The following is a 13,963-nucleotide window of genomic DNA, read 5'->3' on the forward strand; positions in this document are numbered from 1 at the left end:
TTGGCACGTGTTTTAAATACAATAAAAGCCACTCCAAATCATTAGAGAGGCTTTAATATAAAGTTCATAAAAATAGTATAGGTCTGACGACTAAATGCTAAAGCGACTCAATTTTGCTAATGCCTTCTTGGCGTATCACTTCCGTCAATCCAGCGTCAGCCTCAATACGACTTATCAAGGCATTGAAGTTCTTGTAGCTAGAGAGGTCAAGTTCCATTTTTTTCGCCCATGTCAGTATGACATATAGATAGATATCTGCTGTGGTCTTAGTGCCTGTCAGATAGTCCTGTGTGCCAAGCCTTTCATTAGGATACTCAAGCAGGCCAACGATTTTTTTCTTCGCATTGTCTTTTAATTCTGCTTGCGCAGCTGTATCTTTTACGAAGCCATCAGGGCCGAACAGTGGTCCAAAGCTTTTATGGACATCTGAATTGATAAAGGCTAACCAGTGCATGATCTCGGCACGTTGAGCGGGCGAGCTAGTAGCACCGAATATGTTAGCGTCAGGATATTTAGCATCAATATAGGTTTGTACGGCGATATTCTGTGTGACTACGATATCACCATCTACGATTGCAGGTACTGAACCCTGCGGGTTAATACGCAGATATTCTTCTGATTTTACAGAGTCGTGATCTAATATTTCTAGTTCATAATCTGCTTGTGCCCACTCAAGAGCGACATGCGGAACCATTGAACAAGCGCCTGGCATGATATATAACTTCATAAAATATCCTTTTAAATTTATTCTTTTGAATTTATCATTTTGTCGAATTTAGTCTAAGCAACTGAGCCATATAACTCAGTTATATTATGTGAGTTTAGTTTTAAGAGATGTAGCGTTACCTTATCCTTGATAATTTATCTGACAGTCTTAATATAAGCAGTAGTAAACACTGTGTGAATAATTAAAGCGTTTTGCGTCGCGTTATTGGTTTTTTTATATCACCATTAAAAAAACCAATAGTGACTATTAATGATGGTCACAGTTTAATTCGCAGTAGCGTGGTCGGAATTGTCGTGTAAATGCGGTATAATAATGGTTATAAACTTATCAAAATGTTGTAAAAACAACAGTCAACGTCCTAACACGATAAACCGTGTTCATTGACAATTCACACAGATTTTAGCAATCCAAACTAAAGACATAATCCCTTTCACGACACAGTAGCCATGATAAAAATAGCGCTTGTGTCATAACGCGTAGGACATATTATGAGTGAGCAAACCCAAGCTGATAGCCAATTAGACCAGTCTACCGACTATGAGTCAGCACTAGATACCGAGCAAGTTGAAGCAAAAAGCAATATTACGATCACCGAATCTGCTCAAGGGTATTTGGCAGATCTATTGTCTAAGCAAGATACCGATGGTATAGGTGTGCGTATTTTCGTTGAGCATCCTGGTACGCCGCGCGCAGAATGCTGCATGGCTTATAACCAGCCAGGTGAAGAAGACAGTGCTGATTTAAAATTCAGTTATGAGAATTTTTCTGCTTTTATTGAGGCGGCTTCAGTTCCTTACTTAGAAGATGCCGTGATCGATTATAATAAAGACCGTTTCGGTGGTCAGCTGACCTTCCGTGCACCAAACTCTAAAGTACCTAAAGTCGGTGCTGATGCCAGCATCGAAGAGCGTATCAACTACGTCTTGCAGTCAGAGATCAATCCCGGCTTAGCCGCGCATGGTGGTGACGTACAGTTGCTTGAGTTGATTGACGAAGAAGGCATTGGTCTGACTGCCGTGTTGAAATTTGGTGGTGGTTGCCAAGGGTGTTCAGCCGTGGATATGACATTGCGCCAAGGCGTTGAAGTGCAGCTAAAACAGCAAATACCAGAGTTGACGCAAGTGATTGATGACACCGATCACACGCGTACAGAAAATGCTTATTATAAATAAAAGCAAAGTGGCTGATATACAAACGCTTATGAGTATTCGTCATTAAGAGATGAATACTTTGCTGTTCTTTTAATAAAGAAGCTGAGTTATGATGAACTCAGCTTTTTTTATTGCTATGATTTGGCAGACAGTGTCTTTAGGATATTTTTAAATCATACGCTATTCACTAATAATGATTGATCAATACAAAGGAATGTACGATGAGTGATGAACAAGCAGCTGAGCAATCAACCCAAAACTTAGCGCGCACGCAGCGTCTCGAAACTTTAGCGATTCACGCCGGTTATAGTGTGGAGCCAACGACCAAAGCGGTGGCCGTACCTATTTATCATACCAGCTCGTATGCATTTGATAATACTCAGCACGGCGCTGACTTATTTGATTTAAAAGTTGCAGGCAATATCTATACTCGTATCATGAACCCGACCAATGCTGTGTTAGAGGAGCGGGTTGCGGCACTTGAAGGCGGTATCGGCGCGCTTGCAGTGGCTTCAGGTATGGCTGCAATCACTTATGCGATTCAGACCATTTGTGAAGCAGGCGATAATATCGTTGCCGTATCAACCTTATATGGTGGTACTTACAACTTATTTGCGCATGCATTGCCGCGCCAAGGCATCGAGGTGCGCTTTTTTGATCACAAAAACCCAGAAGCCATTCGTGATTTAATCGATGACAAAACCAAAATGGTGTTTGCAGAGAGTATCGGTAATCCATTAGGTAATATTGTTGATATTCAAGCGCTTAGTCATATCGCTCATGAGTACGGTGTCCCTGTAGTCATTGACAATACGGTGGCGACACCTGCGCTATGCCGTCCGTTTGAGTTCGGGGCGGATATTGTGGTGCACTCGTTGACTAAATATATGAGCGGCACGGGCACGTCGATTGGTGGTGCGATTGTCGATAGTGGCACGTTTGCTTGGGGCGATTATCCAGAGCGTTTCTCGCTATTGAACACGCCAGATGCCAGCTATCATGGTGTAAATTTTGTCAAAGATGTGGGTGCACCTGCCTTTATCGCCCGCGCACGTGTGGCACCATTGCGTAATACAGGTGCGGCGCTGAGTCCATTAAATGCTTTTAGTATTTTGCAAGGCATGCAGACGCTGAGCCTACGTATGGAGCGTCATGTACAAAACGCGCAAGCCGTCGCAGAGTATTTGCGCGACCATGACAAAGTTGCTTGGGTGAAATATGCAGGTTTGTCTGACCATCCTGAACATGCGCTTGCCAAAAAATATATGAAAGGCACGCCTTCTGCTATTTTAACCTTTGGGGTAAAAGGCGGTCTGGAAGCTGGTGCGCGCTTTATTGATGCTTTGCAGCTGATTACTCGTTTGGTGAATATCGGTGATGCCAAATCTCTAGCTTGTCATCCAGCGACGACCACGCATCGTCAGCTGAATGGACAGGAACTAGAGCAGGCAGGCGTGACTGAAGACATGGTACGACTGTCAATTGGTATCGAGCACATAGATGACATCAAAGCCGATCTTGAGCAAGCATTGTCTACCACTTAATACGAAAATATACGGATTTAGCCAGTTTATTTAAGTCATTCTAATTCACCAATAAAAAGCCCACATCGATTTGATATGGGCTTTTTTATTTAGGACGAGAAACACGTGTCTCGATTTTAAGCAGAAAGCACGCGTTGAGCAATGTCTTTGTAATCTTGTGAGGCTAAGCGTGGCCCAAACTGCTGAATGATCTGTGCGGATACTTCGCTGGCAAGGCGTCCGCATTCTGGCAAGGTATAGTGTTGAGACAGTGCATACAAGAATGTGCCCGCATAATTGTCACCCGCGCCATTGGTATCAATCACATTGGCCACCACAGGAGTCGCAACCTCATAGACTTCGATATCTGACTCAGTATCAGGCTTATGGGCGATGATGGCACCATTGGCACCATCGGTCACCACCGCTGTTTGGCAATAGTCAAGTAGGGCACGTGCCGCCGCTTTAAGTTGCTTTTTATCCGTGAATAATCTGGCTTCTTCGCTATTACAAAATATCACCGCTACTTTGTTGCCGAGTATATTGAGCAAACCGTCTTTGGCGAACTTTACCACAGCAGGATCTGCAAAGCTCACAGCAATCTTTGCGCCATGAATGCCTGCTTGTTGACGTAATTGTGTCATTGCAGGTTGGATACTTTCAGACATGGCCAGATAGCCTTCTATATATAACCAGTCTGCTTGCGTCAGCGCATCAAAATCCACGTTGTCAGCTGTGATATCGCTTGACGTACCAAGGTAGGTTTGCATGGTGCGCTCGCCATCTTCGGTGACCGCGACCACACAAGAACCCGTCACACCGCCATCATGAATAGACTTATCTGAGGTGGCAACGCCAGCTTCATGCAAGTCTCTGAGGTAAAACGCGCCCTGGTCGTCATCACCAACGCGGCACGCATAAAAAGGTTTACCACCAAGACTGGCAAAAGCATACATGGTATTTGCAGCTGAACCGCCACCTGCTTGTTTTGATGGATCAATCTCAGAAAGTTTGAAGTAAGCAAGCAATTGCTGCTGTTCTTCAAAACCTGCCAGCGTCATATTGCCCTTTGTTAAATCAATCTCTTCTAATGCCGCATCCGACACCAAGTATTCGTGGTCAACCAAAGCATTACCTATTGCCATTACATCGTACATTGCTTACCCCTTTTCAATGAATTTATTTGTCCCATTTTTACATTTTATTGTGAGCAGTGTGGTGCATCATCGTACTAGGCTTGGATTTCAAGCAGACGTTGATACAGCGCATTTTTTTTGACACCTGTGATGTCAGCTGCCAATGCCGCCGCCTTTTTAACCGACAGGTCTTCTAACAGACGCTCTAATAACTTATCATGAACACTGATATCATCGGTATCTTGCGCGACATTCATGCCAGCCACTACCACCACGATTTCACCGCGCTGCTGATTGTCATCAGCTTTTACAAACTCAACCAAGTCGCCAAGTGTGCTTTTACGAACCGTTTCGAACGTCTTAGTCAACTCACGGCAAAAAGTCACCTCACGATCTGCCCCAAATACAGCTTTCATGTCTTCTAAACTGGCAATGATACGGTGCGGTGCTTCATAAAATATCAAGGTTTCGGTACGGGTGTGCAACGCATTGAGCTGTTTTTGGCGACCATGTGTTTTTGCAGGCAAAAAACCAATGAAGCTAAAACGGTCAGACGGCAGCCCTGCCACTGACAATGCGGCAATGGCAGCAGAAGCACCAACAATCGGTGATACCATCACCTTTGCCGCGTGCGCTGCTTGTACCAATTGATACCCTGGATCGCTCACCAAAGGCGTGCCCGCATCGCTGATCAAAGCAACTGAGTGACCTTGCTGGATCATCTCAATAATTTTAGGGGTTTGAATGGCGCTATTGTGTTCATGATAGGCCCAAAGCTTGTGATGTCCTTTTTGTCTTACGCCAGTATCAACATCGGCATCAGGACTCACTGACTCTGTATCGTCCGCTTTACTGCCTCGGGTATCAATACCAAAATGTGACAAGAGCTTGCCTGAAGTGCGGGTGTCTTCGCAGGCAATAATAGCCACTTGTTTTAAAATATCGATTGCATGCGGTGTCATGTCAGTAAGATTACCAATCGGCGTGGCAACAATATAGAGACAAGCTGGCATCGCAGTAGGGGTAGACATGAAAACCTCGAATGATTAAAAAATATTAAAAATAGTAGGCACCGTTAAATCTATGGTTAGCATGGGTTTTTTGTCTCAATAAAATAATGAATGAGCAAATAATATAATAGTCATGGCTAACGTAAGTAGATACAGATGGCGCAAAAGTGGTTAGTTTAGCATGTTGTGCTATGATAATTCTGAAATGTTGATTAGACCCACAACCATTATGGCAAACCACAAGACCTCCTGTAGCACCTTGATTTTAACGTCACCAAAACAACGTCAAGGTGGTCAGTTTGAACAGCAGGCGTGTGCGTTTTTGCAGGCGCAAGGGCTGTGCTTGATTGCCCAAAATTGGCAACAGCCAAAAGTGGGCGAATTAGACTTGGTGATGCTTGAGACAGGCCCTACATGGTCCACAGTGGTATTCATTGAAGTGCGCCAGCGTAAACGTTCAGGTTTTGGTGATGCCGCGCTCAGTATCACTGCCAGCAAACAGCGCAAAGTGATTAAAACGGCCAAATATTTTTTGCAGCAGCATCCCGAGTATGCGCAGTATGACTGCCGGTTTGATGTAATTGCTTATAATACGTCGAGTAAAATGTCGTCCAAAGGACAATTGGTGGACAGTCAACCTGAGTGGCTGCAAGGGGCTTTTGTCGCAAGCGCATGGTGATAGGGGAGTACTATCACTTTTTTTAAAAGATAAAATCGGCCTGACCGTCAGTCACCGTTACTAAAAACCTAACCGCCATGAATAAAAATTCAGTAAAGTAGCTGAGTTAACGCGATAAGTGAGTTCTTACTCGCTTAATTGATTCTCTACAATTCTCACAACCCTGCTCTAAGAGGTAAATCATGAGACGGATGCATTTGCGCCCTGCTATTTTTGGTTCATCACGTCGTACTGCGATAGGCGTTATGCTAGTGGCTACTGTGATTAGTACTGGCTGTACCACCAACTATCTAACCAACAGTACTGAAGGTACGTATGGTGTACCGATGACGGAGCGTACCATACCGCAGCGTCTGCTAGATCGTAGTATCGAACATACGGTCAAAATCAATGTGTACGGTCTAAAAGAAGATCTACAGCAAACCAGTCGCATGGGCATTGATAGCTTCAATAGTGAGGTATTATTAACAGGTGAAGTACCCACTCAGGCGATCAAAGAAGAAGTAGAAAAAGTCGTCAGCTCCATGCCAGATGTACGCCGTGTTTATAATGAGTTGGACGTTAGTGCCTCAAAAGGTTACAGCTCAACAGTCCACGATGGTTATATTACCTCAAAATTAATGGCAAAAGTGGCCTCCAGCGATGGCGTGAAAGCCTCCCAAGTTAAAGCGGTAACCAACGCTGGTGTGGTTTATATTATGGGGCGTGTGACACCCACTCAGCAAAGCCACTTGATTGATATTGCCAATAGTACGGTTGGTGTAACGGAGTTGGTACTATTGACAACGGTCGTGGATGATAGAGGAGTCAAGATAAGCGAAGACGATATTATGTATGAAGACAATTTGGCCAATCCTGCACCAGTGGCAGAAAGATCGGCTGTATCGAATGTGGATAATAGTGCCGTGCCAGAAACCACGAGCACTGCAATCACTGCAACGCCAATCATTGTTACAGAGGAAGGGGCGAGAGTCGATCAGTCGTCATCAAGCGAATATATCGACCTTTATCAGAATCAATAAAATCCAGTCACTGGCGAAAATGGGTCATTGATACAAAACTGTCATGATGTCAAAATCGGCCATGACGGTTTTTTGATTTATTGCCACCTCATTTGTTACCCTGTTGTTTGTTATCAGATCTAGAGCAATATTGTTTTTGAGAGGTTTTTTAATCAGTATTATCAATCTTTTACTGACAATAAGACTAAACACGGATAACAGTAAAAACACGATAAAACGTCAGTCAGAACGTAAAATACGTATGGTAAAAGTAGATGATATGGTCCGAACCAAATAGAACAAAATAATACGTGACCATCGCTCTGCTAATCATCAGTTACATACATATAATGGGAACACTGGTTATGAATGGCGTAAATGAAATTACATCAAAGATTAAAACGCGTACAATCACAAAGGCTGGTATTACAGCGGCGTTCGCGATAGGCGGCGTTGTTTTAGCAACGCAGCAAGCCCAAGCTTTATCGGCACTTGCTGTTGTCAACGGTATCACGACCAATGGTGGTGTTGGGGTAAGTAAAGACATCTTGTATGGTGATGAACCCTTACAGGATTTGGATATCTATTATCCGAAACCGTTGGCGCAAGCAATGAAAGCGGAAAGTGCCATTACTCAGACTTATCCAATGGTGGTTTTCGTCCATGGCGGCTCGTGGGAAAATGGTAGCAAAGAAGAATATGCGTTTGTTGGACAGAGTTTGGCGCAAGCAGGTTATGTTACGGCTGTCATCAATTACCGTAAAGCGCCTAGCCATGTGTACCCTGATTATGTGAAAGACACTGCTCAGGCAATTGCATGGAGCCATAACAATGCCAATAGCTTTTATGCAGATCCTGATCGGTTGGCAGTAATAGGGCATTCAGCAGGCGCCTTCAATGCTGTCGCCGCCATTGCCAATGAGGATTTTTTAGCACCATACGGCATGAAGCCCACAGATATTAGCGCTGTGATTGGAATTGCTGGCCCTTATAGTTATGACTTCCGTAAATTTGATAGTGCAACCGCCTTTGGCCCTAACGCAACACCAGATCAGGTAATGCCAGATCGTCAAATTAAAGGTAAGCAGCCACCGTATTTGTTGCTAACGGCTGAAAAAGACAAAGTTGTTTACGATACCAATGCCATTAAAATGACGGAAGCACTAAAAGCAGCTGGCGTCACAGTCGATAATGGCGTAATCAAAGGAGCAAGTCATGCCACCAGTATCGGTGCGATGGCGCCGCCATTACGCTGGGTTAATGATGTGCGAGCGCAGGTGTTAGCGTATTTGGATAAGAGGCTGTAATAGTCAATTCCTATTAAGTGGCTTACCTAAATATCAGTAACGGAAATTTTGCTGGCCTTACACGCGACTGTTACTACCTATATCGCTGCACAAGACAGTACTGTAAGATACGCAAACTCTTGTTATAATGGCGACTATTCTAAATCTACACTCTATTCTAATTTAAGGCAGAATATTCTATGAGCATGAACGCTGACGATCTGATTGCATTTTTACAAACTCATTTCCCAGACGCTTTTATTCAGGCTGCCAACCAAGGTAATAAGTTTGATGTACGCGTGGTTGATGCCAGTTTTGAAGGCAAACGTACCGTACAGCGTCAGCAAGCGGTTTATGCATTGGTCAACGATAAAATTGCGAGTGGCGATATTCACGCACTCAATATCCAAGCATTAACCCCTGCAGAGTGGGATGTTCAATCAAAAGGCTAAATCGCCACTTATCGTTTCAAACTTTTTAGATCAGCTATTTAGGTAGTTGGTCATAAAGGGTTTGTTTTTCATTATTGTTATACTCATCGCTAGGTTGTCATTTCTATGGATCAATTTTTAATCACTGGTAGTAGTCGTATCGCAGGGGAAGTTACTATTTCAGGCGCCAAAAATGCTGCATTGCCATTGCTTGCAGCCATGATATTGGCTGAGACCCCAACGACGTTACATAATGTACCATCGCTGCAAGATGTGCGAACATTGATTGAATTGATTGGTGGTATGGGTATTAACATCCAAAAGCAGGGCGATACGGTCACTTGTGATACCAAAAATATCGATAATTTCTATGCGCCATACGACTTAGTCAAGACCATGCGTGCCTCGATTTTAGTGTTAGGACCATTGCTGGCACGTTTTGGTGAGGCTGAAGTGTCACTACCAGGTGGCTGTGCAATTGGTTCACGTCCTGTTGACCAACATTTAAAAGCGTTTGAGGCGATGGGCGCTGAAATTAGCGTAGAAAATGGTTACGTCAAAGCGCAAGCACCAAAAGGCGGCAAACTAATCGGCTGTCATTTCTCATTTGATATGGTGACGGTTGGTGGTACTGAAAACGTAATCATGGCGGCTGCCCTTGCCAAAGGTACGACAGTGTTAGGTAACTGTGCCCTTGAGCCAGAAGTGGTTGATTTGGCCAATATGCTGGTTGCGATGGGTGCCAAAATAAGTGGTATTGGTACCGCTACCATGACTATCGAAGGGGTTGAACGTCTTCATGGTTGTGAGTATTCGGTGGTGCCAGATCGTATCGAAACTGGGTCTTACCTTGCCGGCGCGTTAATGACTCGCGGTGATGTATTGACCAAAAAGACCACAGCGTCTTTATTGCATCCAGTACTTGAAAAGTTTGAAGCCATGGGTGCTGTGATTACGACAGGTGATGATTGGATTCGTGCGCAGATGACAGGACGTCCAAAACCTGTTGATATCCGTACTCGCCCGCATCCAGGTTTTCCAACAGATATGCAAGCACAGCTGATGGCAATTTGCTGCTTGGCTGATGGCACTAGTACGATTATCGAAAATATCTTTGAAAATCGCTATATGCATGTTCCAGAGCTTAACCGTTTGGGTGCGTCTATCCAAGTTGATGGTCATACGGCAGTGATCAGAGGGGTTGAGAACTTTACCGCAGCACCTGTTATGGCAACCGATTTGCGTGCATCGATGTCATTGGTCATGGCAGCAGCGACGGCTGAAGGTGATAGCTTAATTGACCGTATCTATCACATTGATCGTGGTTATGAAGATGTTGAAAATAAATTACGTGGTCTTGGTGTGAACATCAAACGTATCAACACTAACGATTAATATTTATAAATCGATTAGGCATTTGATATTTATTGCCACTATATGTTTTTATCATTAAAAAATTAGCAGTCCTCGGTCAGCGGGGACAATCACTATATATGGACACGATGCCATTATGACTGAAGCAACAAAACCAATACCTGCCAGTGGTTTATTAAACGAAGTAAATGATACGTTTTCTGGGTTAACGTTGGCCTTATCTAAAGGCCGTATTTTAGAAGAGACGATGCCACTGCTACGTGCGGCTGGCGTTGATTTGCTAGAAGACCCTGAGGCCTCGCGCAAACTTATCTTTCCGACCTCCAATCCCAATGTGCGTGTATTGATTTTACGTGCAAGTGATGTGCCCACTTATGTAGAGCATGGGGCGGCTGATTTTGGTGTGGCAGGTAAAGATGTATTGCTAGAGCATGGTGCCAATCATGTTTATGAGTTATTAGATTTGCAGATTGCTCAATGTAAGCTGATGACCGCTGGTGTCAAAGATGCGCCATTGCCCAACCGTCGTTTGCGTATTGCCACCAAATACGTCAATGTGGCACGCGCGTATTTTGCGAGCCAAGGTCAGCAAGTGGATGTGATTAAGCTTTATGGCTCTATGGAGCTTGCGCCATTAGTTGGCTTAGGTGATTTAATTGTCGATGTGGTTGACACTGGCAATACGTTGCGCGCGAACGGTCTTGAAGCACGAGACCATATCTGCGATGTCTCTTCACGCCTGATCGTCAATCAAGTCAGTTATAAGCGTAAATTTGCGTTGCTTGAACCAATTTTAGATAGCTTTAAAAACAGTATTGCTAACGCTTCATGAGTCAGTGGTAACCATTGATAATACAAAGCGTTGTTATACAAATTTTTAAACCAGTTTGGCGTTCTATGGTAGACATAGCGTGCTAAACTGGTTTTGTTGTATTTACTTGCCTGAAAATAAAAGCTCAGTATAATCAGAGTCAGATCATAATAAATACATGGGTAAATCGCCCTTATTACTTTCTATTTTTTCCTGAAATTTCATTTTTTATAGTCATATAATAGGCTCAAACACAGGATTCAGTCATGCGCCAACTCAGTACTCAAGACGCCGATTTTGACAGTCAACTGACACAACTGCTTGCTTTTGAAACGGTCAATGATGCCGATTTATTAAAAACGGTTGATGATATCATTGCCCAAGTGCGCCATGATGGAGACAGCGTATTATTGGCATTGACTCAGCAGTTCGATCAGCATCCAGCAACTACCATTCAAGAATTGGAGCTGTCCAAAGAGTCACTGGCCGATGCTTTTGCCAACCTTGATGAGGAAGTCAAAACGGCGCTGACGACAGCGGCAACGCGGGTACAGACTTTTCATGAACGTCAAGTACAAGAAACTTGGCAGTATGAGGACGAGCTGGGCAATCGATTGGGTCAAAAAGTCACGCCGCTTGATCGCGTGGGTATTTATGTGCCGGGTGGTCTCGCTTCTTATCCCTCATCAGTTCTTATGAATGCCATTCCTGCCAAGGTGGCTGGCGTCGCCGAGGTCATCATGGTGGTGCCTGCGCCCAAAGGCATTTTAAATCCCTTGGTATTGGCCGCCGCTCATTTAGCGCAAGTTGATCGCGTCTTCACCATTGGCGGTGCCCAAGCCGTTGCCGCATTAGCTTATGGGACAGAGACGATTCCAGCCGTGGACAAAATTACAGGGCCTGGCAACAAGTATGTGGCGGCAGCCAAACGTGCTGTGTTCGGTCAAGTCGGTATCGATATGATTGCAGGGCCGTCTGAGGTATTGGTTTATGCAGAGGGCGAAACGCAAGATCGCGCTGATTGGCTGGCCATGGATTTATTGTCACAGGCTGAACATGACCGTATTGCACAAGCCATCTTTGTCACCACCAGCGAAGCGCAATTAAAAGCAGTTGCAACTGAGATAGAAAAAGCGTTGGCTGAATTGCCAAAAGCAGATATTGCCCGTGACTCTTTACAAAACCGTGGCGCACTTATTTTGGTCAAAGATCGGACAGAGGGCATGGCAGTGATTAATCGCGTTGCGCCTGAGCACTTGGAATTGTCTGTGGACGAACCGGATGCGCTACTTCATGATATCCGCCATGCAGGTGCTATCTTTATGGGTCGTCACACGCCAGAAGCGATTGGCGATTACTGCGCAGGGCCGAACCATGTGTTACCCACATCAGGTACCGCGCGTTTTTCTTCTCCTTTAGGTGTTTATGATTTTCAAAAAAAATCTTCTCTTATTTATTGTAGTGAAGCGGGGAGTAAGCCGTTAGCGAAGACAGCAGATATTTTAGCCCAGCGCGAAGATTTGGAAGCCCATGCTCGCTCGGCGCGTTATCGTTCTTAATAATATAAGCTAAGCATGTTAAAAATTACTTTTGATATTTAATCGTTTTTGTGGCGAATAGTAGGATAACTTATGAGTGAGTTAAAGATAGACACCAGACTTTGGTCATCTAAAGCACGTAACTTGTCACCTTATGTTCCAGGTGAGCAGCCGCAACATGACAATTTATGCAAATTAAACACCAATGAAAACCCGTTTCCGCCTTCACCAAAAGTAGGGAAGGCAATCGCCAAAGTTTTGGAGCAGCAAGCAAGCGACTTGCGTTTATATCCAGCGCCAGAGTCTGATGATTTACGTAGCGCCTTGGCAAAAACGTACCATCTTGATACCAATCAAGTATTCGTCGGCAATGGCTCTGACGAAGTCTTGGCATTAGTGTTTGCAAGCTTTTTCTTAAAAGAGCGACCTATATTGGCACCTGATATCAGCTATAGCTTTTATCCTGTGTATGCACAGACTTTTGGTGTGGATTTGGTGCAAATTGCCTTGGAAGAAGATTTCAGTATTGACCCAGATGCGTATCGCCAACCGTGCAGTGGCATTATCATCGCTAATCCCAATGCACCCACGGGTCTACTGTTATCGCTCGCCGATATTCGCAAGCTTGCTAGCGAGCACACAAATGCCGTAATCGTGATTGATGAGGCTTATATTGATTTTGCTCAGATAAAGGAAGGTGATGTCGATGCTCAGGTATCAGCTGTGAGTCTTATTAATGAGTATGACAATATTCTTGTCACCCAAACTTTTTCAAAGTCACGGTCACTTGCAGGCTTACGCGTAGGCATGGCCTTTGGTAATGCCTCATTGATTGAAGCATTGACGCGCATGAAAAATAGCTTTAATAGTTTTCCTTTAGATAAATTGGCACAAGCTGGTGCTACCGCCAGTGTCTTGGATGCTGACTATTTTGAACAAATGCGTCAGCAAGTCATCGATTTGCGCCAGTCACTAACGGCTGAATTGACGGCACTAGATTATAACGTGTTGCCATCCCATGCCAATTTCGTTTTTGCTCGTCCAAAAGAAGGCAATGCCAGTGCAGTGGCCAGTGCTTTACGTGAGCAAGGCATTATCATACGTCATTTTAATAAGCCGCGTATCAATGAATACTTGCGCATTACAGTTGGAACAGCAGAACAGAATCAGCGTCTGATCGACGCTTTAAAAGCATTACAAGCGGATGCTGAAGTTGCTACTATCTAGTGTTTGGTCTAACGGTTAACAGCGGATAGCTCAATAGCACACGTGACGTTAATCTTTACCAATGATACA

13 protein-coding genes are annotated in these 13,963 nt (G+C 44.2%); 10 read left to right on the forward strand and 3 right to left on the reverse strand.

Annotated elements, in window-relative coordinates:
* Positions 1–97: 97 nt before the first annotated feature.
* Complete coding sequence (locus tag CIK80_RS08990; protein WP_095569735.1) at positions 98–727, reverse strand: glutathione binding-like protein; 630 nt, start codon at positions 725–727, stop codon at positions 98–100.
* A 488-nt stretch (positions 728–1,215) separates the two neighbouring features.
* Here CIK80_RS08990 and nfuA point away from each other — a divergent pair, with 488 nt between their 5' ends.
* Together nfuA and CIK80_RS09000 are read left to right on the forward strand one after the other, a co-directional pair.
* A complete protein-coding gene (nfuA, locus tag CIK80_RS08995) occupies positions 1,216–1,899 on the forward strand; it encodes a Fe-S biogenesis protein NfuA (protein ID WP_062845525.1) in 684 nt (227 codons plus the stop codon).
* 200 nt (positions 1,900–2,099) lie between these two features.
* The gene (locus tag CIK80_RS09000; RefSeq protein WP_095569736.1) at positions 2,100–3,422 is read left to right on the forward strand and encodes an aminotransferase class I/II-fold pyridoxal phosphate-dependent enzyme; all 1,323 of its coding nucleotides are present in this window, start codon (positions 2,100–2,102) and stop codon (positions 3,420–3,422) included.
* A 116-nt stretch (positions 3,423–3,538) separates the two neighbouring features.
* On the opposite strand, the gene CIK80_RS09005 is transcribed toward CIK80_RS09000, so the two are convergent.
* Both CIK80_RS09005 and rsmI read right to left on the reverse strand, forming a co-directional pair.
* The gene (locus CIK80_RS09005) at positions 3,539–4,558 is read right to left on the reverse strand and encodes an adenosine kinase (protein ID WP_062845523.1); all 1,020 of its coding nucleotides are present in this window, start codon (positions 4,556–4,558) and stop codon (positions 3,539–3,541) included.
* A 74-nt stretch (positions 4,559–4,632) separates the two neighbouring features.
* Entirely contained in the window at positions 4,633–5,568 is a 936-nt protein-coding gene (rsmI, locus tag CIK80_RS09010) for a 16S rRNA (cytidine(1402)-2'-O)-methyltransferase (protein ID WP_095569737.1), read from the reverse strand.
* Positions 5,569–5,728: 160 nt separating this feature from the next.
* Here rsmI and CIK80_RS09015 point away from each other — a divergent pair, with 160 nt between their 5' ends.
* The 8 genes from CIK80_RS09015 (at position 5,729) to hisC (ending at position 13,894) form a co-directional block, all read left to right on the forward strand.
* Positions 5,729–6,226, forward strand: a complete 498-nt coding sequence (locus CIK80_RS09015) for a YraN family protein (RefSeq protein WP_095569738.1) — start codon at positions 5,729–5,731, stop codon at positions 6,224–6,226.
* Positions 6,227–6,408: 182 nt separating this feature from the next.
* Complete coding sequence (locus CIK80_RS09020) at positions 6,409–7,248, forward strand: BON domain-containing protein (RefSeq protein WP_095569739.1); 840 nt, start codon at positions 6,409–6,411, stop codon at positions 7,246–7,248.
* Between the two features lie 344 nt (positions 7,249–7,592).
* Positions 7,593–8,534 carry an alpha/beta hydrolase gene (locus tag CIK80_RS09025; RefSeq protein WP_095569740.1) on the forward strand — a complete coding sequence of 314 codons (942 nt, stop codon included), beginning with the start codon at positions 7,593–7,595 and terminating at the stop codon, positions 8,532–8,534.
* A gap of 179 nt (positions 8,535–8,713) precedes the next feature.
* Entirely contained in the window at positions 8,714–8,965 is a 252-nt protein-coding gene (locus CIK80_RS09030; RefSeq protein WP_095569741.1) for a BolA/IbaG family iron-sulfur metabolism protein, read from the forward strand.
* A 105-nt stretch (positions 8,966–9,070) separates the two neighbouring features.
* The gene (murA, locus tag CIK80_RS09035; protein ID WP_095569742.1) at positions 9,071–10,339 is read left to right on the forward strand and encodes a UDP-N-acetylglucosamine 1-carboxyvinyltransferase; all 1,269 of its coding nucleotides are present in this window, start codon (positions 9,071–9,073) and stop codon (positions 10,337–10,339) included.
* Positions 10,340–10,454: 115 nt separating this feature from the next.
* Positions 10,455–11,150: an ATP phosphoribosyltransferase gene (hisG, locus tag CIK80_RS09040; RefSeq protein WP_062845516.1), complete on the forward strand. Its 696-nt coding sequence runs from the start codon at positions 10,455–10,457 to the stop codon at positions 11,148–11,150.
* Between the two features lie 245 nt (positions 11,151–11,395).
* On the forward strand, positions 11,396–12,688 hold the full coding sequence (gene hisD, locus CIK80_RS09045) for a histidinol dehydrogenase (RefSeq protein WP_095569743.1): 1,293 nt from the start codon (positions 11,396–11,398) through the stop codon (positions 12,686–12,688).
* 72 nt (positions 12,689–12,760) lie between these two features.
* Complete coding sequence (hisC, locus tag CIK80_RS09050) at positions 12,761–13,894, forward strand: histidinol-phosphate transaminase (RefSeq protein WP_095569744.1); 1,134 nt, start codon at positions 12,761–12,763, stop codon at positions 13,892–13,894.
* Positions 13,895–13,963: the final 69 nt, after the last annotated feature.

It is taken from the genome of Psychrobacter sp. JB193, assembly GCF_002285555.1.
GTDB lineage: Bacteria > Pseudomonadota > Gammaproteobacteria > Pseudomonadales > Moraxellaceae > Psychrobacter > Psychrobacter alimentarius.

Bases quoted from the DNA above. Each gene is read 5' to 3' on its own strand.
- CIK80_RS09020 (WP_095569739.1), top strand. From the start codon at position 6,409: ATGAGACGGATGCATTTGCGCCCTGCTATTTTTGGTTCATCACGTCGT.
- CIK80_RS09025 (WP_095569740.1), top strand. From the start codon at position 7,593: ATGAATGGCGTAAATGAAATTACATCAAAGATTAAAACGCGTACAATC.
- hisD (WP_095569743.1), top strand. From the start codon at position 11,396: ATGCGCCAACTCAGTACTCAAGACGCCGATTTTGACAGTCAACTGACA.
- hisC (WP_095569744.1), top strand. From the start codon at position 12,761: ATGAGTGAGTTAAAGATAGACACCAGACTTTGGTCATCTAAAGCACGT.
- CIK80_RS09030 (WP_095569741.1), top strand. From the start codon at position 8,714: ATGAGCATGAACGCTGACGATCTGATTGCATTTTTACAAACTCATTTC.
- nfuA (WP_062845525.1), top strand. From the start codon at position 1,216: ATGAGTGAGCAAACCCAAGCTGATAGCCAATTAGACCAGTCTACCGAC.
- rsmI (WP_095569737.1), bottom strand. From the start codon at position 5,568: ATGTCTACCCCTACTGCGATGCCAGCTTGTCTCTATATTGTTGCCACG.
- murA (WP_095569742.1), top strand. From the start codon at position 9,071: ATGGATCAATTTTTAATCACTGGTAGTAGTCGTATCGCAGGGGAAGTT.
- CIK80_RS09015 (WP_095569738.1), top strand. From the start codon at position 5,729: ATGTTGTGCTATGATAATTCTGAAATGTTGATTAGACCCACAACCATT.
- CIK80_RS09000 (WP_095569736.1), top strand. From the start codon at position 2,100: ATGAGTGATGAACAAGCAGCTGAGCAATCAACCCAAAACTTAGCGCGC.
- CIK80_RS09005 (WP_062845523.1), bottom strand. From the start codon at position 4,558: ATGTACGATGTAATGGCAATAGGTAATGCTTTGGTTGACCACGAATAC.
- CIK80_RS08990 (WP_095569735.1), bottom strand. From the start codon at position 727: ATGAAGTTATATATCATGCCAGGCGCTTGTTCAATGGTTCCGCATGTC.
- hisG (WP_062845516.1), top strand. From the start codon at position 10,455: ATGACTGAAGCAACAAAACCAATACCTGCCAGTGGTTTATTAAACGAA.